This is a genomic window from Labrys okinawensis (assembly GCF_002982075.1).
Classification (GTDB): Bacteria; Pseudomonadota; Alphaproteobacteria; order Rhizobiales; family Labraceae; genus Labrys; species Labrys okinawensis_A.
In genome coordinates this window covers 43,459-64,997 of sequence record NZ_PUEJ01000014.1, presented here as the reverse complement: position 1 = coordinate 64,997, position 21,539 = coordinate 43,459, and the positions used below count along the sequence as shown (strand labels likewise).

Genomic DNA, 21,539 nt, shown 5'->3' with positions numbered 1-21,539 from the left:
CCGCTCTCTCAGTTGGCGGCTGCGACGGCGGTCGCCGGCAGGGTCGTCAGCTTGGGATCGACCTTGATGCCGGGTCTCACCCGCATCAGCCCGTTGACGACGATGGTCTCGTCACCCTTGAGCCCCTCGCGGATGACGCGGTAGCCGTCCACGCGCGAACCGACACGCACCGGCTTCAGCGAGATCGTATTGTCGGCGCCGACGACATAGACGACGCGCCGGTCCTGGTCGGAACCGAGCGCGTCCTCGGGCACCAGCACGCCCTTGTATTTGTCGGAACCGAGAATGCGGATGCGGCCGAAAAGGCCGGGCACCAGGGCGAGATCCTTGTTCTCGAACACGGCGCGGGCCCGCATGGTGCCGCTGGCGGCATCCAGGCGATTATCGGTGAAGTCCATATGGCCCTTGTGGATGGGCTCGCGCTCGTTGGAGGTGGCGACCAGAACCTCGTTGAGATTGCCGTCGCTCGAGACGCGCAGCGATCCGGTCGAGAGCTTCTGGTAGGCGAGATAGGAACGCTCGTCGACGTCGAAGTAGAAATTGATCGGATCCATCGACACCACATTGGTGAGGACGGTCTCGTTCGCGTTGACGAGATTGCCCAGCGAGACCAGCCGGCGCGACATGCGCCCGGCGATCGGCGCCTTGATCTCGGTGAACTGCAGATCGAGCTTGGCGCGGTTTAGGGTTGCCTGCGCCCGGTTGAGGTCAGCCTTGGCGGTGGCCAGGGTCTGGGTGCGCTCGTCATAGATCTGGCCGGTGATGTTGCCGGATTTGCGCAGGTTCTCGGCACGGCTGACGTCGCCGGCGGCGAAATCCACCCGCGCCTTGGCGGCCTCCACGCCGGCCTGCGCCTCCTCGAGGGCAGCCTGGTAGGGACGCTGGTCGATGGTGAAGAGCGGATCCCCCGCCTTGACGATGGCGCCGTCGACGAAATGGATCTTGTCGACATAACCCGAGACGCGAGCCCGGACATCCACCCGGTCGACCGCCTCGAAGCGGCCGATGAAGTCGTCATATTCGACGACTTCCTTCACCACGGGTTTGGCAACGGACACGGCAGGAGGCGGCGCGTTCTGAGCGAGCGCTGCGGTCGAGAGCCCCAAGGCCAACAGGGTACCGATGACGCCCTCGCGGCCACGCAAATTTTCTAGTATCATTTTACCTTCACGCATTGCTGCCCCTTTGTGGACCCTGGTGAAAAATCAATAGTTCAACGAGAGCCGACATCAGGCATGCCGAGGGCCCCGTCTGGCGGGTCCATCGACCATCCCGATGCCGGCTCCCTTGTCCGGCAAAACTGAAAAATGAAATCCCCCGCGGCTCCCGCCGTCTTGTGGGGCTCCTTGATTTTGGTCTTCCCGCGGCAATTTCAAGGCCAGCGGATGGAGACCGATGCGGAAAAAAACGCGAACCCGCGCTTTGGAGAGGTGCGCCGAGGTTCGGGGGCAATGCCTGCCCGGGGCATTTCTACAAACGCATCGGCTGTGCCGAAAACCGGAATTCCGTTTTCGGCACAATGTTCTAGCGGCGCAAGCCGCGATGCCGATGGCCGCGATGCTCCCATTCGTGCCCGTTCTTGCCGTCGGGCGGATCCTGGATCGCCTCGTCGCAGGCACCGAAGAAGCGGTACCAGGGCAGGATGCACTCGATCCTGGCATTGTCGGCGTAACGCTCCCCTTGAGGGCGGGAGGCCGCCTGTCCCGTACCTGTCCCAGCATAGAACCCACCCATCACGATCATGCTGGCGAGAATGAGCTTGTTCATGTCTGTGTCCCAGGAATCGCTGCCGCATCCCATTGCGGCCGGCAAATTCTAGTGAAGCACGCCGGCGGGAGCAAATCCCCGCAGCCTCCGCGCGAAAGCTCGTCCTCCCACAACCGGGCGGAAGATGCGCCCATTGGCGACAGGCGTCAATGCGGCTATCGTGCGGCCGAGATCAACCAGTCTGGGACTTTGCCGTGGCCTCCTTCCTCAAATCCCTCTCCTCCTTGTTCGGGGGCAAACGCGAATCGGATGGCGAGCCGGCCCCCAAGGGCGATGGCGAGGAATATAACGGCTTCACCGTCCGTCCCGCGCCCTACAAGGAGGGTGGCCAGTACCAGACCTGCGGCTATGTGGAAAAAGAGATCGGCGGCGAACTCAAGAGCCATAAGTTCATCCGGGCCGACCGTTTCGCCAGTCTGGACGATGCCGTGCAGTTTTCCCTGACCAAGGGCAAGCAGCTGATCGACGAGCAGGGCGAGGGTTTGTTTCGATAATGTGAAAAAAAGCGCGAGGGGGGCTTGCATCCCCTGCTTGGCTTGGTTATCAGACCGCCCATGGAAGCGCCGGTCGCTTCCCAGCGCGCCCGTAGCTCAGCTGGATAGAGCATCAGACTACGAATCTGAGGGTCAGAGGTTCGAATCCTTTCGGGCGCGCCATTCTCTCCTTTCCCTTCACATTGTCAGTTGCTTGTGGGCATGAGCCGATGTGCTGTCTCATGCTCGAGCAAGGATGACGCGTCGTCCTGTCCTCTCCAGGCGATGAGGCCTTTCTCAAATTCCCGGCATCGCGTAAGAGCGCGGTTCCCTAGGCATTGACCGCACCGCACCATGATCCGTCTCGAAAACATCTCAAAGCAGAACGGCAACCAGATTCTGTTCATCGAAGCCTCGGCCACGCTGCAGAAGGGCGAGAAGGTCGGGCTCGTCGGTCCGAACGGCGCTGGCAAGACGACGCTGTTCCGCATGATCACCGGCGAGGAGGAGCCCGATGAGGGTCGCGTCTCGGTCGACCGCGGCGTCACCATCGGATACTTCAACCAGGATGTCGGGGAAATGACGGGCCGCAGCGCCGTCGCCGAGGTGATGAACGGGGCCGGGCCGGTCAGCGAGGTCGCGGCCGAGTTGAGGGAGCTCGAGGCGGCGATGGCCGACCCCGACCAGGCCGACAACATGGATGCCATCATCGAGCGCTATGGCGAGGTGCAGGGGCGATTCGAGGAGTTGGGCGGCTACGCGCTCGAAGGCCGCGCCCGCGAAGTCCTGGCCGGGCTCAGCTTCAGCGAAGCCATGGTGGACGGCGATGTCGGTGCCCTCTCCGGCGGCTGGAAGATGCGCGTGGCGCTGGCCCGTATCCTCCTGATGCGCCCCGATGCGATGCTGCTGGACGAGCCGAGCAACCATCTCGACATCGAGAGCCTGATCTGGCTGGAAGAGTTCCTCAAGGGCTATGAGGGCGCCCTCTTGATGACCTCGCATGACCGTGAGTTCATGAACCGCATCGTTTCCAAGGTGGTGGAGATCGATGGCGGCACGCTGACCAGCTATTCGGGCGATTACGAGTTCTACGAGCAGCAGCGCGCCCTCAACGAAAAGCAGCAGCAGGCGCAGTTCGAGCGCCAGCAGGCGATGCTGGCCAAGGAAATCAAGTTCATCGAGCGCTTCAAGGCGCGTGCTTCCCACGCGGCCCAGGTGCAGAGCCGGGTGAAGAAGCTGGAGAAGATCGACAAGATCGAACCGCCGCGCCGGCGCCAGAGCATCGCCTTCGAGTTCCAGCCCGCTCCCCGCTCGGGCGACGACGTCGTCAGCCTGAAGGACGTGCACAAGGCCTATGGCGACCGCAGCATCTATGAAGGCCTCACCTTCCAGGTCCGCCGCAAGGAGCGCTGGTGCGTGATGGGCATCAATGGCGCGGGTAAATCCACCTTGCTCAAGCTCGTCGCCGGCACCGCCGAGCCCGACAAGGGCACGGTCGTCCAGGGCGGCAGCGTCAAGATGGGCTATTTCGCCCAGCACGCCATGGACCTGCTCGACGGTGACCGCAGTATCTTCGAGACGCTCGAGGATGCATTTCCCCAGGCGGGCCAGGGTTCGCTGCGGACGCTGGCCGGCTGCTTCGGCTTTTCGGGTGACGACATCGAGAAGAAATGCCGCTTCCTCTCGGGCGGCGAAAAGGCTCGGCTGGTCATGGCCAAGATGCTCTACGACCCGCCGAACTTCCTGGTGCTGGACGAGCCCACCAACCATCTCGACCTCGCCACCAAGGAGATGCTGATCGCGGCCCTGTCGCAATATGAGGGCTCGATGCTGTTCGTCTCGCATGACCGGCGCTTCCTGGCCGCCCTCTCCAACCGCGTGCTGGAGCTGACGCCGGACGGCATCCACCAATATGGCGGCGGCTATACCGAATATGTCGCCCGCACCGGCCACGAGGCGCCGGGGCTTCATAGTTGAGACGGCCCTGCCGGAGTTGACGCCGGATCAGGCGCGCCGATCTCCAGATCGGCATAGCCGGCGGGCGCCATCGCTTCACTGAAAAAGATGCCGATCAGGCGATCAGCACTTCGGCTACTTGCCCATTGGCCTCAAAATTGGCACCCATGCCGTTCACGGAGAGGGGACAAGGGCGCAGCATGACGGGGCCGAAAGAAGCCCTTATCCTTGAATATGCCGCAAGAGGACGCCCACCGCCTGGAGGACATGCCGATGAAACTGACGGTCCAGCCTTTCCTGATGTTCCAGGGGCACGGCCAGGCGGATGCCGCCATGAACCTCTATGTCTCCCTGTTCCCCGATGGCGAGATCCTCGATGTCGAGCGCTATGGCCCCAACGAGATGGGACTGCCGGGCTCGATCAAGAAGGCGCGCTTCAGCATCGCCGGCCAGAGCGTGATCTGCATCGATAGCCCGGTGCAGCACAATTTCACCTTCACCCCGTCCTTTTCGTTCTTCATCGATTGCGAGACGAAAGAGGAGCTGGATCGCCTCTTCGCGGCCCTGTCCCAGGACGGCACGGTCTTCATGGCCCTCGACGACTACGGCTTCAGCCGCCGGTTCGGGTGGGTCGCCGACCGTTTCGGCGTCTCATGGCAGATCAACCTGCCGTTCGAGCCGGCGGAATAGAGCGCTTTCGAGAAAAGCTGATGGACTTTTCGATTAAGAAAACGCGTCTAAACAAAGAATGAGAGAGTAAAGTACGTTTCGGAAAAATCGTATTTTACTCAAGACCGGCTACGCCTCCGCCTCCTGCATCAGCCTGACCGGCCCGTTTCCCGCACCGGCGAGGCGGTCATCGGTATTGAGCAGGGTGCAGCGCTCCATCGACAGGCAGCCGCAGCCGATACAGCCCGTCAGCTCGCTGCGCAGATTCTGCATCAGGGCAATGCGGTGGTCGAGTTCGCCGGCCCAGTGCGTGGCGAGCATTTCCCAATCGCTGCGCGAGGGCGGACGATCGTCCGGAAGCTCGGCAAGGCGCGCCCCGATCTCCGCCAGCGAGAAGCCGAGTTCCTGCGCCACCTTGATCAGGGCCACGCGACGCAGCACGGCCCGATCGTAGCGCCGCTGATTGCCTTGGCTGCGCCGGCTGCGGATCAGCCCCTTGCGCTCGTAGAAATGCAGCGCCGTCACCGATACGCCGCTGCGATGAGCCAGATCGCCGACGCTCATCTCAACCATGGATCGTCTCCCAGAAAACCTCTTGACCTTAACTTAAGTAGAGGTTGTAGGCCAGACAAAGTCGCGATGCCGAAATGGCGCCGGGCCTTGTTCGAGATGGATGCCGCGAGTTGGAGTCGAAGATGGACGCGCAAGTCAGCACTGGAACCCAAGCCCATTGGCGGGAGATTGCGGTCGGCCGCTATGCCGGCGCGACAGCCACGCTCTGCCTTGGCGTCGCCCTGTTCGCCTTCAACAGCTTCCTGGTCTCGACCGCCCTGCCCTCGGCGATCGACGAACTCGGCGGCGCTTCGCTGATCGCCTGGTCCGTCAGCCTCTATCTGATCTTCGCCATTCTCGGGGGCACGATCGCGGCACTCCTCAAGGCCCGCTATGGCGCGCGGGCTGCGCTGATCGGGGCCGCCCTGTTGTTCACGGCCGGCACCTTGTTTGCCGGCCTGGCCCCGGCCATGGCCGTGCTGCTGGTCGGCCGTGCCCTGCAGGGCTTTGGCGAAGGCCTGATCGCCGCGATCTGCTATGCGCTGATCCCGGAGATATTCCCCTCCCGGCTGGTTCCCAGGGTATTCGGCGCCGAAGCGATGGTCTGGGCCACGGCGGCCTTCGGCGGTCCGGCCGTTGCCGGCATCATCAGCGAAACCGTGTCGTGGCGGGCCGCCTTTCTGGTCAACGTGCCGCTCTCCCTGATCTTCATCGCCCTGGTCCTCAAGGTCGTGCCGCATGCGGACCGGCAGCAAGCGGCGGCGGCGCTTCCGCTCGTCCAGCTCAGCGCCATCGGAGCCGGCATGGCGGCGGTGATGATCGCCGACATGGCCGGCGCCGGCAGTGGCGCCATCCTGCTGCTGGTGCTTGCCGCACTGCTCTATGCCGGTGCCGTCTACAGCGACAGGCGCTCGCCTGCGCGGCTGTTCCCCAAGGATGCCTTCCGGCTCGGCCAGCCCATCGGCCTCGGCCTGTGGATCGTCTTCCTGATGCCGATGGCGCATTCGGCCGCCTCGGTCTATCTCGTCTACCTGATCCAGCATCTATGGGGCTATGGCGCGACGCTGGCGGGAGCGCTCAACGCGGTGATGGCCGTGTGCTGGAGCCTCGTCGCCATCGCCGTGGCCAGCGTGGCCTCGCAGAGGATCCGCCGCCGGCTGATTTGGCTGGGACCGCTGTTCCTGGTGCTGGGACTCGTCGCCATCATCACCGCGCTCTGGAAAACCGACATCGTGCTGCTCGTCGGCGGGCAGGTCCTGATCGGCGCCGGTTTCGGCGCGAGCTGGGGCTATCTCAGCCAGGGCCTGATGGAGGCCTCACCGGTGGAGGAGCGCAACCGCACCTCGGCCCTGCTGCCCACGCTCCAATCGGCAGCCTATGCCATCGGCGCCGCCGTGCTCGGTTTCGTGGCCAACGCCAATGGCGCGGGCTCTGCCACCACGGGCCCGCAACTGCAGCAAGCCATGCTGACCGTGTTCATCCTGGCTATCGCGATCGCCCTGCCCGGCTTCTTCGCCGCGCTGAAACTGGCACCGCAGTTGTTCCGAGAAAAGGAAGAGCCGCGCGAATGTCTGGCATGAGGTCAACGAGGCTCGCATAGGGTCAAGCCCGGCATGAGAGATCGGAGCGTTTTCTCTTCAAGAGAAGCGCTGCCGACGCGCAGCCGTCGCTGCCGCCGGCCTCCCCTGCAGGCAAGCGGCTTGTCCGAGCTCTCGAAATGGCTGCTTGTCCTTCCCATGTGGGAACCTTCATACAGGGTCCCGATGATTCGCCTTTTTCGCCCGTTCCTGTGCCTGATGCTCGCATTGCTTTTCGCAGTGACGACCGTGGGCTGGGCGATGGCGAGCACACGCATGGCCGGCGATCTCGCCACGAGCCATCACGCCGCCGGCAAGAAGGCCGACGCGCCGCATCATGACCAGGCGACGATGACAGGCGAGATGTCCTGTCATCCGCCGGCGCCATGCAGCGATGAGGACGGTGCCGGTGAAGCCGCTTCCACCTGCTGCGCCTTTGCCTGTCATGTCGCCGTGGAAACCGATGCTCCCCTCCTGAACGCCCGCACCTTCATCATCGCCATCAAGCTCGCCTTCATGGAACCGGGCTTGCCGATGGCGATGCTGTCCCTGCTCGACAGACCGCCCAGGCGGGCCGACGCGTCCGCCGGCTGATCGTCCCCCTTCTGCCTTCCGTTCGGCGCCCCTGCGTCGCCGGAACTCCCGCGGGCTCGGCCGACCGGTCGCGATTCGAGGCGATTGACGCCTCGCACTCCGCCTTGTCTCCAAAACCTGTGCGCCTGCGGCTGCCTTGAAGGCGGCCGGACGCTGCTGCCCGAGAAGTATCATGAAAATCGCCATTCCGACGGCTCTCGCCGTCGCCCTGTCCGCTTGCGCGCCACCGCCCAAGCTTGCCGTCGGCCCTGACCCGTCCAATCCCGATACGCCGGTGCCGCGCCTGCACTATACGCCGGTGACCTCAGGCACCCTCGATTTCCGCCCCGTCGAGCCCAGGCCCTGGGTTGAAAGGAACGACAGGGTCGCTCCCAAGCGGGAGGGACAATAATGGCCCTGCCAGTTCTCATCGCCCGGTCCAATCGGCTGGCCGTGCTGACCGTGCTCGCCTTCGGCTTGGCGGGCTGCGCCAGCTTCACACCCGATGGCGGCATGATGCCCGTCAAGGGACGCGTCGCATCCGAACTCGGCAAGGAAGCCGTCAAGATCACCTCGCCGACCGAGGCAGCCCAGGCCAAAGCCCGCATCACCAACCTGCTTGCCCGGCCTCTGACGGCCGACAGCGCCGTGCAGATCGCGCTTCTGAACAATCGCGGCCTCCAGGCCGACTACAACACCCTCGGCATTTCCGAGGCCGCCTATGTCGCGGCAAGCCTGCCGCCGAGTCCGACCTTCCAGCTTGAGCGCGTGGCGGCCGGCGGCGAGCTCGACATCGAGCGCCGGCTGGTGGCGAGCGTCCTCTCCTTGCTGACCCTGCCGGCTCGCCGCGACATCGCCAAGACCCAGTTCGAGGCAGCCCGCTACCGGGCCATCGAGGCGACCTTCCGCCTCGCCGCCGATACGCGCCGGGCGTATTACCGCGCGGTGGCGGCCCGCCAGACCGTCGGCCTGCTGCAGAAGGCCCGGCTTTCCGCCGAAGCTGCCGGCGATCTCTCGCGCAAGCTCGGCGAAACCGGCGGCGCCACCAAGCTCGACCAGGCGCGATCAGCCTCCTTTTATGCCGAGGTCTCGAACCGCCTCGCCGAAGCAAGGCTTCAGGCCGGTATCGAGCGGGAGGCCCTGATCCGCCAGCTCGGCCTGTGGGGGAACGAAATCGACTATAAATTGCCGGGAGTTCTGCCGGCCACGGCTGGAAAGTTGCCGTCCTCGAGCGCAATCGAGGCGCAGGCCGTCCGCAGGCGCGTCGACCTGATCGCAGCCCGGCTCGATCTCGACGCCATGGCCGCCGAGCTCGGCCTGACCCAGGCGAGCCGCTATGTTTCCCTGCTCGATCTCACGGGCCTGGCCAACTACACCCGCGCCAGCGAGGACGGCGCGAAGAAGCGCAACTATCCGCGCGGCTTCGAGCTCGAAGTGCAGATCCCGCTCTTCGATCTCGGCGAGACCGGGGTAAGGCGCGCGCGCGAGACCTATATGCAGGCGGTCAACCGGCTGGTGGACAAGGCCGTCACGGTGCGCTCCGAGGCAAGGACCGCTTTTCTCACCTATCGCGGCCGGCACGAGATCTGGCGCCAGTACCGCGCACGCATCCTGCCCTTGCGCAAGACCATCAACCAGCAGGCCGTGCTCGAATATAGCGGCATGCTGATCGACGTCTTCGACCTGTTGACCACCACGCGCGAAAGCCTCGACGTCAGCGTGGCTGCAATCGGCGCACAACGGGATTTCCTCATCGCCGGCGTGGACTTCCAGGCTGCCCTCATCGGCGGCGGCTCGGCCCCGTCATCGGGCGGGGAAACCGCCATGGCCGCCGCGCCCGCTGCCGGCGCCGCGCATTGATCACAGGAGCTGACCTCATGACGGTATCCCGCCGTTCCTTTCTCGGTGCCGCGGCCCTGATCAGCGCCGGCACCATCTCCAGCCGCGCCCAGGCCGCCGCCATCCCGGAAGCGCCCACCATGAAGGAAGCCGGCATGCAGCCCCCGCTCGTGCCGACCAGCGGCGTCGACTACAACCCCGTGGTCACGCTCAATGGCTGGACGCTGCCCTGGCGCATGAATGGCGACTGGAAGGAATTCCATCTGGTCGCCGAACCGGTGGTGCGTGAGATCGCCCCCGGCATGGTCGCCCATCTGTGGGGCTACAACGGACAATCGCCGGGCCCGACCATCGAGGCCGTCGAGGGCGACAAAGTGCGCATCTTCGTCACCAACAAGCTGCCCGAGCACACCACCATCCACTGGCACGGGCAGTTGCTGCCCAATGGCATGGATGGCGTCGGGGGACTGACCCAGCCGCATATCAAGCCCGGCAAGACCTTCGTCTACGAGTTCCAGCTGCGCAAGAGCGGCACCTTCATGTACCACCCGCATGCCGACGAAATGGTGCAGATGGCGATGGGCATGATGGGCTTCTTCGTCGTGCACCCGCGCGACCCGGCCTTCCGGCGCGTCGACCGGGATTTCGTCTTCCTCATCAACGCCTACGACATCGAGCCGGGCTCCTATGTGCCCAAGGTGGCGGAGATGACGGACTTCAATTTGTGGACCTGGAACAGCCGGGCCTTTCCGGGCATCGATCCCCTGGTCTGCGGCAAGGGCGACAAGGTCAGGGTGCGCTTCGGCAACCTCACCATGACCAACCACCCGATCCACATGCATGGCTATGACTTCAAGGTCTCCTGCACCGATGGCGGCTGGGTGCCCGAAGCAGCCGCCTGGCCGGAGGTGACCATCGACTGCGCGGTCGGGCAGATGCGCGCCTTCGACTTCACCGCCGACGCCGAGGGCGACTGGGCCATTCACTGCCACAAGTCGCACCACACCATGAACGCCATGGGCCACGACGTCCGCAACTATATCGGCGTCGACAAGAAGGCTGTCGCGGCCAAGATCCGCAAGCTCGTGCCCGACTACATGCCCATGGGCTCCGCCGGCATGGCGGACATGGGCGAGATGGAAATGCCGCTTCCCGACAACACCCTGCCGATGATGACGGGCTTCGCCCAGTTCGGCGCGGTCGAAATGGGCGGCATGTTCTCGGTCGTCAAGGTTCGCCAGGGCCTGGCCGCCGGGGACTACAAGGATCCGGGTTGGTTCAAGCACCCGGAAGGCACGGTCTCCTATGAATGGACCGGTGCGTCGAAGAACGCCTTCCACGCGCCCTCCGCTCCCGAGAACCGTAGCAGCACCGCCGAAGTCCGCGTGATCAAGCCCGGCCGGCGCTCCAACCACGATCAGCACTGATTCCCGATGAAAGGAGCATGGATGTTTTCGAAAATCCTATTTGCGGCCGCACTGGCCCTCGCGGCCGGGCCGGCCCTGGCCGATGCCGGCCACGCGCATGGCGAGGCGCGCGCCTATGGCGAGCCGGGCGATGCCAAAAAGCCGGCGCGCACCATCGCCATCACCATGCGCGAGACCGACGGCAAGATGATGTTCATCCCCAGCAAGATCGAAGTGCGTCAGGGCGAGCAGATCAAGTTCGTCCTGCGCAACAATGGCGAGATCGATCATGAGATCGTACTCGCCACCCTGGCCGAAAACCTCAAGCACGGCGCCGAGATGCAGAAGAATCCGGACATGGAGCATGACGATCCCAACGCCCGGCGCCTCAGCCCCAAGAAAACCGGCGAAATGATCTGGAAATTCACCAAGGTCGGCGAGTTCGACTTTTCCTGCCTGATCCCGGGCCACCGCGAAGCCGGCATGACCGGCACGATCGTCGTCACCGCCAAGACAGGAGCCTTCTGATGCGCAAACTCCTCCTCACCCTCGCCTTCTCCGTCCTCGCGACATCGGCCCTGGCGCAAACAGCGCCCGTCAAGGGCGAAGTCACCAAGATCAACGAGGCCCAGGGCAAGATCACCCTCAAGCACGGCCCGATCAAGAATCTCGACATGGAAGGGATGACGATGGTGTTCGCCGTGGCCGATCCGGCCATGCTCAAAACGGTCAAGCCCGGCGACAAGGTTTCCTTCGAGGCTGACCGCGTCAACGGGCGCCTGACGGTGACCAAGATCGAGAAGGCGAAGTAACGCCGGCTCGACCGGCCCCCTTCCCTCGAAGGGGGCCGCTGAACCACTGCAGGTTTTGGAATGCGCAGAGTTCTCTTGATAGCCGGAATGTTCGCCGGTCTTGCTTCCACGCACGCGAATGCCGGCGACGGCGCGCTTGCCGGCGTGCTGGTGCGCAATGGCTGCGTCGAGGCGAAGGTCACCAGGGTCTACCGCGCCGCATCCACATCGGTGTTCCAGGCCAATTGCGGCGGCACCTCCCACCGCATCATCGAGGTGGAATGTGGCACCGCAGGGTGCCGCCTTCTGCTTCGGGGAGATACGTATGGCGAGGCTGAATAACCTCGCCTTTCGCCCTAATGCGGTTCACTTAAGCAGGAACCGCTCCGAATTTGTCATAGCCGGGCTTGACCCGGCTACCCAGAAGCCGCACGGACGAACCGTCGGGAGCTGGATTGCCGGGTCAAGCCCGGCTATGACAAAGGTCGAGCACCCCGAAACGCTTAAGTGAACTGCATTGGCCTTTCGCCCCGTCAATCCTCCATCAGGATCTGCAGCTTGACGTCCGTGGGCAGGGCCTTGGCAGCCCGCTCGAAGGCCGCGATGGAGTCCTTGAAGGCATAGGTGCCGGTGATCAGCGGCTTGAGATCGACCTTGCCGGAACCGATCAGCGCAATCGCACGGTCATAGATGTTGGCATAGCGGAACACCGTCTCGATGCGCACTTCCTTGGCGATGGCGCCGGGCACGTCGAAATTGACCGGATCCACCGGCAGGCCGACCAGAACCAGCGCGCCTCCGGGCCGCACCAGGTCGAAAATGCCGGTATACGCCTTGGCACTGCCGCTCGCCTCGAACACCACGTCGGCGCCCCATTTGTCGGTCTCCCGCTCAATGGCGGCGGCGAAGCTTTCCTTCGTGAGGTCGACGGGAATGATGCCGTCATAGCGGCCGGCGATCTCGAGCTTTTCCTTGCTGAAATCGGAGATCAGCACCTTGCTGCAACCGCCGGCCAGGGCGGCGAGCGCGACCATGATACCGATCGGCCCGGCTCCGATCACCGCCCCGACGTCGCCGGGCGCGATGCGGGCGCGCGCCGCAGCCTGCATGCCGACGGCAAAAGGCTCCACCATCGCGCCTTCGGCGAAGGAGACATTGTCGGGCAGCTTGTAGGTGAAGGCCGCCGGATGCACCGTGAAGGGTGTGAGTACGCCATGCACCGGCGGCGTCGCCCAGAAGGTCACGGACGGATCGACGTTGTAGATGCCGAGTTTGGAAGCCCGCGAGCTCAGGTCGGGAATGCCGGGTTCCATGCAGACGCGGTCGCCGACCTTGAGGTTGGTCACCTTCGAGCCGACCTCGACTACGGTGCCGGCCGCTTCATGGCCCAGTACCATCGGTGCGTTGACGATGAAATTGCCGATGCGCCCATGGGTGTAATAGTGCACGTCGCTGCCGCAGACGCCGACGGTGTGCAACGCGATCTTCACATCGGTCGGCCCTACCTCGAGCGGGAGATCTATCTCGCGCAACGACAATTCGTGCTGGCGTTCAAGGACAAGGGCGCGCATGGAATTCCTCCGTTCAAGGCTTCTATCGCCGGAGCACCGGCAAGCATTCATCGGGCATTATCGCCAGTTTGTTGCGACAATCAACCAAGTCGGGCAACCGGCGACGGCAAGCTAGCGGACATGTTACCAGCTATCGATGCCGATCGGTGCATCAACCGCAAACCGCTCTTCACGCCGCATCGAGCTTGTGGATCAGGTCCATGATGCCTTCGCTCATGGCACCGTAGTCGCGGCTGTTCTGCAGGTCTCCGGCCACACGGTAGCCGTTCATCACCACGATGCGGTCGGCAAGGGCGATCATCTCCGGCATGTCTGAGGTGATGAGCAGGATCGAGGTACCGGCATCCGACAGTTCGCGAATCAATTCATGCAGATAGGCCTTGGTCTTGATGTCGATTCCAACCGAGGGTTCGTCGATGATCAGGAGCCGCACCCCGGCGGCCAGCCATTTGGCCACGCTGATCTTCTGCTGGTTGCCGCCGGAGAGATTGCCGACGAGCTGCCCCAGCGAGGGCGTCCGCACCTCCAGCTTGCGGATATAGGGCTCGGTAGCCTTGCGCACGGCGCGATCAGTGAGCATGCCGCCAAAGCCGGCGAGCTTGCGCCAGATCGCAATGCCGGCATTGTCCAGCACCGAATGCAAGAGAATGAGCCCCTCCTGCTTGCGGTCCTCGCTGACATAGCCGAGGCGGTGGGTGTGGATCGCCTCGCCGACACTGGTGATGGTGACCTCCTTGCCGTCAAGCCGGATGGTGCCCGACGTCGCCGGCTGCAGCCCCATGATCGACTTGGCGAGCTCCGTGCGCCCTGCTCCGACCAGGCCATAGAGCCCGACGATCTCGCCGCGGCGCACGGTGAGATCGATGTCGCGATGGCCGAAGGGGGTGGCCACCTTTTCGAGCTGCAGAACGGGCGCCGCCCCGGCATGGTCGCGCGGCTTCCAGTCCGGGATCTGCTCGCTGCGCCCGATCATCAGGCGCACCAGGTCCTGGCGTCCGAGCCCCTCCATCGAGCGGCTGTCGCAGGCATTGCGCCCATCGCGGAGCACGGTGACCTGATCGCAGATTTCCTGTACCTCCTCCAGCTTATGGCTGACGAAGAGCATGCTCACGCCCTCGTTCCTGAGCTTCTTGAGCAAAGCGAACAGGGCGACGGTCTCATGCGGCGTGAGGGAGGCCGTCGGCTCGTCGAGCAGCAGTACGCGCGAGCGCAGGGACAGCGCCTTGGCAATCTCCACGAGTTGCATCTTGGCGACGCTGAGCTGCGAGACCGGGGTGGCCGGGTCGAGGTCGAGCCCGAGCACGTCGAGCCAGCGCCGCGCCTCGGCATTCACCGCGGCATAGTCGATCGGCTTGAACAGGCTGGCGCTCAGGCGCTCCAGCATGATGTTCTCGCCCACCGAGAAGCGTGGGATGAGGTTGCGCTCCTGATGCACGACGCCGATGCCCCTGGCGATGGCGTCGCGCGTCGAGGCGAAATGGGCGGGCTGTCCGTCGACCACCAGTTCGCCCTCGTCGGGCCTGAGCACGCCCGTGATCAGCTTGATCAGCGTGGATTTGCCGGCGCCGTTCTCGCCCAGCAGAGCATGGATGGAGCCCGGGCGCAGCGAAATCGAGACGCCTTCCAGCGCCTTCACGCCCGGGAAGAACTTGCTGACGCCGCGCGCCTGGAAGACCGGTGCCGAAGTCTGAGCCGCCATGTTCAGATCCTCTTGAGGCCGCTGTTAACGCGGATCTCGCGCCAGCGGTTCATGCCGACAGCCCACAGGATCAGCGCACCGAGCACGACCTGCACCAGGAAGGGGTCGATATGGAAGAGCACGAGCGCCTGGGTGATGATGGCGACGATGATCACGCCGAGCAGCGTGGCGAAGCTGGAGACGTGACCGCCGGCCAGCACGGCGCCGCCGATCACCGGCGCAGCGAAGGAGAGGATCAGCCAGTCGTCCCCGATGGTCGGCTGGCCGATCTCCAGCCGCGCCACCAGCGCGATGCCGGCCAGGGCCGCCAGAAGCCCCGAAATGGCATGCGCCGATATCACCGTCCGCGACACCGAAATGCCCGACAGTTCGGCCGAATGGGCATTGCCGCCCACGGCCAGGATGAAACGGCCGAGCGGCAGGCGATTGAGCAGATACCACATCGCCGCGAACACGATTGCCGCCGGGATCACCAGCCAGGGCAGCGGCCCCAGGAAGGTGGTGTTGCCGAAATCCTTGACGCTTTGCGGCACGCCATAGAAGGGCTGTGCTTTGGTGATGGCGAGGTTGACACCCTTGAACACCGACAGGGTGGCCAGGGTGATGACGAAGGCCGAGATGCCGGTGCCCGCGATGAAGGCCCCGTTGACGATACCGGCCAGGAGGCCGATCCCCGCCGCCAGCAGCGCGGCCAGCGGCGCCGGCAAGCCCCAGACCTGCATCATGCCGGCAAAGGAGATCGCGGCGAGCCCGCCGATGGCGCCGACCGCCAGGTTCATCTGCCCGATGGCGATGATGATCATCTGCGAGAAGGCGATCAGCATGTTCACGGTGATGGCGAGCAGCAGCACCTGGATGTTGAGCGGCGACAGGAAGGACGGGTTGAAGCTGCCGATGAGGGCGATGGCCACCACCGCGATTGCCAGGGGGCCGAACCAGTCTGTCTGTATGAAACGGGGCATCACACCATCCTCCGATGGGCGAGATAGGAACGGCGCGCCTTGTCGATCAGCACGGCGGTGAGCAGCAGGCAGCCGAGGCAGGCCTGCACCCAGAACTCGCCGATCTGCAGCAGCAGCAACCCGTTGGTGAGCATCGTCACCAGGATGGCGCCCAGCACCGTGCCGCTGACGGAGACACGGCCGCCGCTGAGCAGCGTGCCCCCCAGCACCGGGCCGAGAAAGGCGGGCAGCAGCCAATCCTGCCCGAGCTGTCCGGCCATCGAGGGAATGGCGGCGCCGGTGCGCGCCACCACGAGCATGGCCGTGATGGCGGCGAGCGCCCCCGACAGCATGTGGCAGAGGATGAAGACACGCCCGACGCGCACGCCGGAAAGCTCGGCGGCCTCGGGACGGGCGCCGGCCGCCAGCATCTCGCGGCCGAGGACGGTGAAGCGATAGAGCACGCCGAGCGCCACCGCCACGAGGAGGGCGACGACGAGAAGCGGCGAGACCAGGCCGAACAGGCGCAGCCGCCCGAAATTGGAGAAATCGGCCGGTATGCCGCGGAAGGATTGAGCCTTGGTCAAATAGATCATCGTTCCAAAGAAGATGCTCATGCTGGCCAGGGTGATGATGAAGCTGTGGAGGCCGGAGCGCACCACGACGAAGCCGTTGATCCAGCCGAGCGCCGCCGCCAGGGCGATGGCGCCGAGCGCGGCAACCGGCCAGGGCAGGCCCGCCAGCTCTACCAGGGCGCCAAAGGCCATGGCGGCGCAGACGCCGATGGCGCCGACCGCCAGGTTCAGGCCGCCGGTGACGATCACAACCATCATGGACAGGCCGACCATGATGTTGACGGCGGCCACGCGCCCCAGCGTGAACTGGTTGAAAGGGGAGAAGAAGCCCTTGGTGGCAAGGCCGAACAGGCAGGCGAACACCACGATCAGGACCAGAAGCCCAAACTCGTTGGTCAGGTAGAAGCGCACCGTGCCGCTTTGCATCGGCTTGCCGGTCGCCGGGGCGAGCGTTGCGGTTGGGGATTCGTCACCGGCCATCGGCGGTCTCGAGCTCCGTAGAAACACAGGTCGGAATGGGCCGAGACTCCATCCCCGTATTGCGGGACGGGATGCAGGCATCGGCCCAGTACCATTATTTGCAGGTCAGATAGGTCTTCTCGAAGCTCGCCAGCAGCGTCTTGGTGATGCCCTGCATGGCCGAGATGTAGTTGTCGACGCCGGAGGCATCGACGAAGACCGTGCCCGAATCGATGAAGTGGCTGGTCAGCGCATTGGACTTCCAGGGCGCATCGGCCTTCACCGTGCAGCCATTGCGCAGCTTGTCGGCGGCGAAGGAGCCGATATAGCCCTGGCCATAGGGGTTCTGCAGCATGGTGCCGCTGACGAAACCGTCCTTGATCGCCTTGAGCACCACCTCATCATGGTCGATGCCCACCATCTTGATGCGCTTGTCGCCGATCTTGCGCAAAGCGTTGGAGGCGACCACCGCTGGCACCCAGGCGGTGGTGACGATGCCGTCGATCTCGCCGGCATGGGCGGCAAGATAGGCGTTGATCTTCTCTTCCGCCGGCTCGGGGGCGTCGATGTCGGCGATGACCTGCACCACCTGCCCGCCCTCTTCCTCGGCGGCCTTCTTCACCGCGTCGATGCGAAGCTGGGTGTTGGGATCGACCAGGAAGCCGGTGAAATGAGCGATGCGCTTCTTGCCGCCCATTGCCTTGAACAGTTCCTTGGTGCCGAGATAGGCCGAATTGCCGGTATCGGTGCCGAGGCAGAAGGCAGCCTTGGAGGGGTCCTTCAGACAGCCGGCCAGCGCCATCACCGGTGCGCCGGTATCGGCCAGCTCATTGGCGGTCGCCACCGAGCCGACCGGATCGCCCGGGAAGACCAGGAAGGCGTTGTAGCCTTGCGTGACCAGGCTTTCGAGCAGTTCGTTCTGCTGGCTGAGCTCCCATTTCTGCGGGACCTTGTAGTCGGCTGCCCCGAGCCCGAAATCCTTGGCCGCGTCCTTGCCGGCCTGGTCCCAGGCGGCGAAATAGGGATGCGGGCCGCCGGGCACCAACGCCACCTTGGTATCGTCCGCGGCCAAGGCCGGCAGGGTGCCGGCAAACAGGACAGCCGCAGCTGCACAAGCAAAGAGCTGACGTCGAACGAACATGAAATTCCCTCCCTCTGGGGCATGATCTGCCGCGGGCGCTCCTCGTGTCGCTCGGCCCGCTTGACAGGCATGGATACTAGGATCCAAGCTCGACATATGCAACAGTGTTTGCGACATCATGGTGGTGAGGCTGGCTTTCCCCCCTGCCACCCCGATTCAGGATGGAGCGCCACACAGTTGCGATCACTGCGGTTTTTGAAGGAGCCGGCCCATGTCTGCCTTGCCCAGTAAACAGCCGGGGCCGGACGAGGACGGACTGGGCTTTGCCGTCGACCTCAATCGCAAGCAACCCGTCGGCGACCAGATCTACGAGGCCCTCAAGCAAGCCATCATCACGGTCCGGCTGTTGCCGGGCACCTCGATCAGCGAGAATCGCATCTGCCGCCATTTCGGCGTCTCGCGCACGCCGGTGCGTTCGGCGGTGGTGCGGCTGAGCGAGGACGGCCTGATCGACGTCTATCCCCAGCAGGGCAGCTTCGTCTCCCCCATTCGTCTCGCGGAAGTGCGCGACAGCCATTTCATCCGCAAGCATCTGGAACTGGCCTTGCTGCGCGAGGCGGCGGCCCGCTGGACATCGGCCAAGAGCGCCGAGGCGCGCGCCATCGTGGAGACGCAGCGCCAGGCCATGCTCGCCGACGACAAGGACCGCTTCTTCGAACAGGACGAGCGTTTCCACTACGCCTTTGCCGGCTTTGCCGAGCGCGAAGGCGTATGGCCGACGATCGTGCAGGTCCGGGCCCGCCTCGCCCGCTTCGTGCGGCTGTTCGGCACGCCGGCCCGCCTGCCCCTGGTGCTGGAAGAGCACCTGGCCGTTCTCGATGCGCTCGACGACGGCAGGACGAATGAGGCCGCCGAGCGGCTCGAACGGCATCTCGACATGATCTTCACCATGCTTGCCCAGTTGCCGGACGAGTATGGCCCCTATGTAACGGAGTAACCGATGCGGCTCACCAACAGCACGCTCGCCCAGCTCAAGGCTGGTATCGCCAAACCACGCTATGATCGGGCTGCCATTCGGCCCGGCATCGTGCATCTGGGCACCGGCGCCTTTCATCGGGCGCACCAGGCCGTCGCCATCGACGATTGCCTGGCCCGCGGCGAGATGGACTGGGCCATCCTCGGCAGTTCGCTGCGCGGCAGAGAGACGCGCGATGCCCTCGCCCCCCAGGACGGCCTGTACACGCTCGCCATCCGTGACAGCGGCCGCGAGGAGCTGCGCGTGATCGGCTCGGTGCTCGGCGTTACCGTGGCGCCGGAAAATCCGGCCACCCTCCTAGACCAGCTTACGGACCCGGCCATCCGGATCGTCACGCTGACGATCACCGAAAAGGGCTATGCGGTCGATCTCGGGAGCGGCGGCCTCAGGCAAGACCATCCGGACATCGTCCACGACCTCGCCAACCCGCAGCTGCCCCGCTCGGCCCTCGGGTTCCTGGTGGAGGCGATCGCGCGTCGCCGCCGCGACGGCAGTCGCCCCTTCACCGTCCTGTCCTGTGACAACCTTCCGCAAAACGGGCGCACCCTGAAGCGCGTGCTCACGGAATTCGCCGCGTTGCGGGACAAGGACCTGGCAGCCTATATCGCCGGCGAGATCCCCTGCCCCTCCTCCATGGTCGACCGCATCGTACCGGCGACGACCGATGTCGATCGCGCGGCCATTTCCGCTTCGCTCGGGCTCGAAGACGCCTGGCCGGTGCTGGGCGAGCCGTTCAGCCAGTGGGTGATCGAGGATCGCTTCGCCGCCGGCCGGCCGCGGCTGGAGGAAAGCGGGGTGGAGTTCACAGACGATGTCGAACCCTTCGAACATATGAAGCTGCGCCTGCTCAACGGCACACATTCCACCATCGCCGCCGTGGGACGGCTGGCCGGCCATGACTTCGTGGCGCAGGCGATCGCCGATCCCGTCATCCGCGACCTGATCGAGCGCTATTGGCAATGTGCGATCCCGACCCTGGCCATCCCCGCCGACCGGGCCTTCGCCTATACGAGGCAGCTTCTCGGCCGTTACGAGAACACCTCGCTGCATCACCGCACCGCGCAGATCGCCTCCGACGCTTCGCAGAAACTGCCCCAGCGCATTCTGTCGCCCCTGCGCGATTGCCGCGCCAAGGGACTGCCCTGCGGCCCGCTCGTCTTCGCCGTCGCCGCCTGGATCCGCTCCTGCGGGGGCAGCGACGACCAGGGCCGCCCCCTGCCCCTCAACGACCCGACCTTCGAAGCCTGGACCAGCCAGCCCGACCAGCGCAATGTCCCGCCGCAGGCGGTCATCGAGGCTTTTCTCGGCCTCTCCGCGGTTTTCGGGGAGGACCTGCCGCGCGACGCGGGCTTTGTCGACGATCTGCAGGCGGCCTATCGGGCGATCGCCACCCAAGGCGTCCTGAACGCCGCCCAATCCTGGAGGCAGAAATGAGAGCCCTGAGCTGCGACGAACCCGGCAAGCTGAGCATCATCCGGCGTGACGAGCCTCGCGCCGCCGGAAACGAGGTGCTGGTGCGCATTCGCCATGTCGGCGTCTGCGGCACCGACTACCACATCTTCCATGGCAACCAGCCCTATCTGAGCTATCCCAGGGTGATCGGCCACGAGCTCGGCGCCGAAGTCGTCGCCGCGCCGGCGGGATCGGCCCTGCGCACCGGCCAGATCGTCTCGATCATGCCCACGATCTATTGCGGCCATTGCCGCGCCTGCCGGATGGGCAAGACGAATTGCTGCCAGCACCTGGAAGTCCTGGGCGTACATCGCGACGGCGGTGCCTGCGACTATATCGCGGTGCCCGAAGCCAATGTCATTCCGGCCGACGGCCTCACGGCCAGCCAGGCGGCCATGGTCGAATTCCTGGCCATCGGCGCCCATGGCGTGGCGCGCGGCGGCATCGGGCCGGGACAGCGCGTGGCCATCGTCGGCGCTGGCCCCATCGGAATCGCGGCCGCCGTCTTCTCCAAGGTGGCGGGCGCCCATGTCAGCGTCGTCGACATGAACCCCCGCCGCCTCGCCTTCTGCGCCGACGAATTGGGGGCGGACGCCGTCTTCGAGGCTTCGGCCGATATCCGGGACCGTCTCGGCCAGGCGACGGACGGCGACTTCTTCGATTGCGTCGTCGACGCTACAGGCAGCCCCGGCGCCATGCAGAAGGGCTTCGATCTCGTCGGCCATGGCGGCGCTTATGTGCTGCTGTCGCTGGTGCGCGCCGACATCGCCTTCAACGATCCGGAATTCCACAAGCGCGAGACCACGCTTTATGCTAGCCGCAACGCCGTCCGGCAGGATTTCGAGACCGTGCTGCAGGCCATGCGGGACGGCAAGGTGCCCCTGCGCGCGCTCGCCAGCCATGAAGGCAGCCTGGACGATGCGCCGGGCCTGATCCCGGAATGGTCCAGGCCGGAGGCCGGCGTGATCAAGGCGATCCTGACCGTCTAGGGCATCGTTTGATTTTTCAAGGTCACGCCGCCCCTCACCCTTACCCTCTCCCCGTAAAAACGGGGCGAGGGGACACAGACGTCGCGACTGATCCTCCGGCCTCCCAGTCTCGTCTAGAGCAGGGTGATTTTTG

The 21,539-nt window shown here is 64.9% G+C and carries 22 protein-coding genes and 1 tRNA gene; 15 read left to right on the top strand and 8 right to left on the bottom strand.

Going from position 1 to position 21,539, the window contains the following annotated elements:
- Positions 1 to 8: 8 nt before the first annotated feature.
- Together C5L14_RS27580 and C5L14_RS27575 are read right to left on the bottom strand one after the other, a co-directional pair.
- The gene (locus tag C5L14_RS27580; protein WP_105865269.1) at positions 9 to 1,160 is read right to left on the bottom strand and encodes an efflux RND transporter periplasmic adaptor subunit; all 1,152 of its coding nucleotides are present in this window, start codon (positions 1,158 to 1,160) and stop codon (positions 9 to 11) included.
- 364 nt (positions 1,161 to 1,524) lie between these two features.
- Positions 1,525 to 1,767, bottom strand: a complete 243-nt coding sequence (locus tag C5L14_RS27575) for a hypothetical protein (RefSeq protein WP_105865268.1) — start codon at positions 1,765 to 1,767, stop codon at positions 1,525 to 1,527.
- A gap of 194 nt (positions 1,768 to 1,961) precedes the next feature.
- On the opposite strand from C5L14_RS27575, the gene C5L14_RS27570 reads away from it, so the two are divergent.
- The 4 genes from C5L14_RS27570 (at position 1,962) to C5L14_RS27555 (ending at position 4,886) form a co-directional block, all read left to right on the top strand.
- Complete coding sequence (locus C5L14_RS27570; RefSeq protein WP_068287761.1) at positions 1,962 to 2,261, top strand: HlyU family transcriptional regulator; 300 nt, start codon at positions 1,962 to 1,964, stop codon at positions 2,259 to 2,261.
- An 85-nt stretch (positions 2,262 to 2,346) separates the two neighbouring features.
- Positions 2,347 to 2,423, top strand: a tRNA-Arg gene (locus C5L14_RS27565).
- A 171-nt stretch (positions 2,424 to 2,594) separates the two neighbouring features.
- Positions 2,595 to 4,217, top strand: a complete 1,623-nt coding sequence (locus C5L14_RS27560; RefSeq protein ID WP_105865266.1) for an ABC-F family ATP-binding cassette domain-containing protein — start codon at positions 2,595 to 2,597, stop codon at positions 4,215 to 4,217.
- A 252-nt stretch (positions 4,218 to 4,469) separates the two neighbouring features.
- Positions 4,470 to 4,886 carry a VOC family protein gene (locus C5L14_RS27555; RefSeq protein ID WP_105865348.1) on the top strand — a complete coding sequence of 139 codons (417 nt, stop codon included), beginning with the start codon at positions 4,470 to 4,472 and terminating at the stop codon, positions 4,884 to 4,886.
- 108 nt (positions 4,887 to 4,994) lie between these two features.
- Here C5L14_RS27555 and soxR read toward each other — a convergent pair whose 3' ends face one another.
- Positions 4,995 to 5,438: a redox-sensitive transcriptional activator SoxR gene (soxR, locus tag C5L14_RS27550; RefSeq protein ID WP_105865265.1), complete on the bottom strand. Its 444-nt coding sequence runs from the start codon at positions 5,436 to 5,438 to the stop codon at positions 4,995 to 4,997.
- Positions 5,439 to 5,560: 122 nt separating this feature from the next.
- On the opposite strand from soxR, the gene C5L14_RS27545 reads away from it, so the two are divergent.
- The 8 genes from C5L14_RS27545 to C5L14_RS27510 all read left to right on the top strand — a co-directional run bounded on the left by C5L14_RS27545 (position 5,561) and on the right by C5L14_RS27510 (position 11,945).
- Entirely contained in the window at positions 5,561 to 6,997 is a 1,437-nt protein-coding gene (locus C5L14_RS27545) for an MFS transporter (protein ID WP_105865264.1), read from the top strand.
- Positions 6,998 to 7,180: 183 nt separating this feature from the next.
- Positions 7,181 to 7,588, top strand: coding sequence for a hypothetical protein (locus C5L14_RS27540; protein WP_105865263.1), 408 nt, complete (start codon positions 7,181 to 7,183; stop codon positions 7,586 to 7,588).
- Positions 7,589 to 7,760: 172 nt separating this feature from the next.
- The gene (locus C5L14_RS27535; RefSeq protein WP_105865262.1) at positions 7,761 to 7,979 is read left to right on the top strand and encodes a hypothetical protein; all 219 of its coding nucleotides are present in this window, start codon (positions 7,761 to 7,763) and stop codon (positions 7,977 to 7,979) included.
- Complete coding sequence (locus tag C5L14_RS27530) at positions 7,979 to 9,427, top strand: TolC family protein (RefSeq protein ID WP_105865261.1); 1,449 nt, start codon at positions 7,979 to 7,981, stop codon at positions 9,425 to 9,427. The genes C5L14_RS27535 and C5L14_RS27530 overlap by 1 nt, the downstream gene beginning before the upstream one ends.
- A 17-nt stretch (positions 9,428 to 9,444) precedes the next feature.
- On the top strand, positions 9,445 to 10,833 hold the full coding sequence (locus tag C5L14_RS27525) for a multicopper oxidase family protein (RefSeq protein ID WP_105865260.1): 1,389 nt from the start codon (positions 9,445 to 9,447) through the stop codon (positions 10,831 to 10,833).
- 21 nt (positions 10,834 to 10,854) lie between these two features.
- The gene (locus C5L14_RS27520) at positions 10,855 to 11,340 is read left to right on the top strand and encodes a cupredoxin domain-containing protein (protein WP_105865259.1); all 486 of its coding nucleotides are present in this window, start codon (positions 10,855 to 10,857) and stop codon (positions 11,338 to 11,340) included.
- Positions 11,340 to 11,624, top strand: a complete 285-nt coding sequence (locus C5L14_RS27515) for a copper-binding protein (protein ID WP_105865258.1) — start codon at positions 11,340 to 11,342, stop codon at positions 11,622 to 11,624. Before C5L14_RS27520 ends, C5L14_RS27515 begins: the two co-directional genes overlap by 1 nt.
- Before the next feature lie 87 nt (positions 11,625 to 11,711).
- Positions 11,712 to 11,945 carry a hypothetical protein gene (locus C5L14_RS27510; RefSeq protein ID WP_105865257.1) on the top strand — a complete coding sequence of 78 codons (234 nt, stop codon included), beginning with the start codon at positions 11,712 to 11,714 and terminating at the stop codon, positions 11,943 to 11,945.
- A 191-nt stretch (positions 11,946 to 12,136) separates the two neighbouring features.
- Here the strand turns inward: C5L14_RS27510 and C5L14_RS27505 are convergent, their stop codons facing one another.
- The 5 genes from C5L14_RS27505 to C5L14_RS27485 form a co-directional block, all read right to left on the bottom strand.
- Positions 12,137 to 13,174, bottom strand: a complete 1,038-nt coding sequence (locus tag C5L14_RS27505; protein WP_105865256.1) for an NAD(P)-dependent alcohol dehydrogenase — start codon at positions 13,172 to 13,174, stop codon at positions 12,137 to 12,139.
- Positions 13,175 to 13,343: 169 nt separating this feature from the next.
- Positions 13,344 to 14,873 (bottom strand): sugar ABC transporter ATP-binding protein, encoded by a 1,530-nt coding sequence (locus C5L14_RS27500; RefSeq protein ID WP_105865255.1) that lies wholly within the window; start codon positions 14,871 to 14,873, stop codon positions 13,344 to 13,346.
- 2 nt (positions 14,874 to 14,875) lie between these two features.
- The gene (locus C5L14_RS27495; RefSeq protein ID WP_105865254.1) at positions 14,876 to 15,835 is read right to left on the bottom strand and encodes an ABC transporter permease; all 960 of its coding nucleotides are present in this window, start codon (positions 15,833 to 15,835) and stop codon (positions 14,876 to 14,878) included.
- Entirely contained in the window at positions 15,835 to 16,869 is a 1,035-nt protein-coding gene (locus C5L14_RS27490) for an ABC transporter permease (protein WP_105865253.1), read from the bottom strand. The genes C5L14_RS27495 and C5L14_RS27490 overlap by 1 nt, the downstream gene beginning before the upstream one ends.
- Before the next feature lie 94 nt (positions 16,870 to 16,963).
- Entirely contained in the window at positions 16,964 to 17,989 is a 1,026-nt protein-coding gene (locus tag C5L14_RS27485; RefSeq protein ID WP_105865252.1) for a sugar ABC transporter substrate-binding protein, read from the bottom strand.
- A gap of 211 nt (positions 17,990 to 18,200) precedes the next feature.
- Between C5L14_RS27485 and C5L14_RS27480 the strand changes: the two genes are divergently transcribed.
- From C5L14_RS27480 to C5L14_RS27470, 3 genes are read left to right on the top strand one after another with little or no spacing between them, the layout of a single operon-like run.
- Positions 18,201 to 18,926, top strand: coding sequence for a GntR family transcriptional regulator (locus C5L14_RS27480; protein WP_105865251.1), 726 nt, complete (start codon positions 18,201 to 18,203; stop codon positions 18,924 to 18,926).
- A 3-nt stretch (positions 18,927 to 18,929) separates the two neighbouring features.
- On the top strand, positions 18,930 to 20,399 hold the full coding sequence (locus tag C5L14_RS27475) for a mannitol dehydrogenase family protein (protein ID WP_105865250.1): 1,470 nt from the start codon (positions 18,930 to 18,932) through the stop codon (positions 20,397 to 20,399).
- The gene (locus C5L14_RS27470; protein WP_105865249.1) at positions 20,396 to 21,406 is read left to right on the top strand and encodes a zinc-binding alcohol dehydrogenase family protein; all 1,011 of its coding nucleotides are present in this window, start codon (positions 20,396 to 20,398) and stop codon (positions 21,404 to 21,406) included. Before C5L14_RS27475 ends, C5L14_RS27470 begins: the two co-directional genes overlap by 4 nt.
- Positions 21,407 to 21,539 lie beyond the last annotated feature (133 nt).

Bases quoted from the DNA above. Each gene is read 5' to 3' on its own strand.
- C5L14_RS27580 (WP_105865269.1), bottom strand. From the start codon at position 1,160: ATGATACTAGAAAATTTGCGTGGCCGCGAGGGCGTCATCGGTACCCTG.
- C5L14_RS27575 (WP_105865268.1), bottom strand. From the start codon at position 1,767: ATGAACAAGCTCATTCTCGCCAGCATGATCGTGATGGGTGGGTTCTAT.
- C5L14_RS27560 (WP_105865266.1), top strand. From the start codon at position 2,595: ATGATCCGTCTCGAAAACATCTCAAAGCAGAACGGCAACCAGATTCTG.
- C5L14_RS27555 (WP_105865348.1), top strand. From the start codon at position 4,470: ATGAAACTGACGGTCCAGCCTTTCCTGATGTTCCAGGGGCACGGCCAG.
- soxR (WP_105865265.1), bottom strand. From the start codon at position 5,438: ATGGTTGAGATGAGCGTCGGCGATCTGGCTCATCGCAGCGGCGTATCG.
- C5L14_RS27545 (WP_105865264.1), top strand. From the start codon at position 5,561: ATGGACGCGCAAGTCAGCACTGGAACCCAAGCCCATTGGCGGGAGATT.
- C5L14_RS27540 (WP_105865263.1), top strand. From the start codon at position 7,181: ATGATTCGCCTTTTTCGCCCGTTCCTGTGCCTGATGCTCGCATTGCTT.
- C5L14_RS27535 (WP_105865262.1), top strand. From the start codon at position 7,761: ATGAAAATCGCCATTCCGACGGCTCTCGCCGTCGCCCTGTCCGCTTGC.
- C5L14_RS27530 (WP_105865261.1), top strand. From the start codon at position 7,979: ATGGCCCTGCCAGTTCTCATCGCCCGGTCCAATCGGCTGGCCGTGCTG.
- C5L14_RS27525 (WP_105865260.1), top strand. From the start codon at position 9,445: ATGACGGTATCCCGCCGTTCCTTTCTCGGTGCCGCGGCCCTGATCAGC.
- C5L14_RS27520 (WP_105865259.1), top strand. From the start codon at position 10,855: ATGTTTTCGAAAATCCTATTTGCGGCCGCACTGGCCCTCGCGGCCGGG.
- C5L14_RS27515 (WP_105865258.1), top strand. From the start codon at position 11,340: ATGCGCAAACTCCTCCTCACCCTCGCCTTCTCCGTCCTCGCGACATCG.
- C5L14_RS27510 (WP_105865257.1), top strand. From the start codon at position 11,712: ATGTTCGCCGGTCTTGCTTCCACGCACGCGAATGCCGGCGACGGCGCG.
- C5L14_RS27505 (WP_105865256.1), bottom strand. From the start codon at position 13,174: ATGCGCGCCCTTGTCCTTGAACGCCAGCACGAATTGTCGTTGCGCGAG.
- C5L14_RS27500 (WP_105865255.1), bottom strand. From the start codon at position 14,873: ATGGCGGCTCAGACTTCGGCACCGGTCTTCCAGGCGCGCGGCGTCAGC.
- C5L14_RS27495 (WP_105865254.1), bottom strand. From the start codon at position 15,835: ATGCCCCGTTTCATACAGACAGACTGGTTCGGCCCCCTGGCAATCGCG.
- C5L14_RS27490 (WP_105865253.1), bottom strand. From the start codon at position 16,869: ATGGCCGGTGACGAATCCCCAACCGCAACGCTCGCCCCGGCGACCGGC.
- C5L14_RS27485 (WP_105865252.1), bottom strand. From the start codon at position 17,989: ATGTTCGTTCGACGTCAGCTCTTTGCTTGTGCAGCTGCGGCTGTCCTG.
- C5L14_RS27480 (WP_105865251.1), top strand. From the start codon at position 18,201: ATGTCTGCCTTGCCCAGTAAACAGCCGGGGCCGGACGAGGACGGACTG.
- C5L14_RS27475 (WP_105865250.1), top strand. From the start codon at position 18,930: ATGCGGCTCACCAACAGCACGCTCGCCCAGCTCAAGGCTGGTATCGCC.
- C5L14_RS27470 (WP_105865249.1), top strand. From the start codon at position 20,396: ATGAGAGCCCTGAGCTGCGACGAACCCGGCAAGCTGAGCATCATCCGG.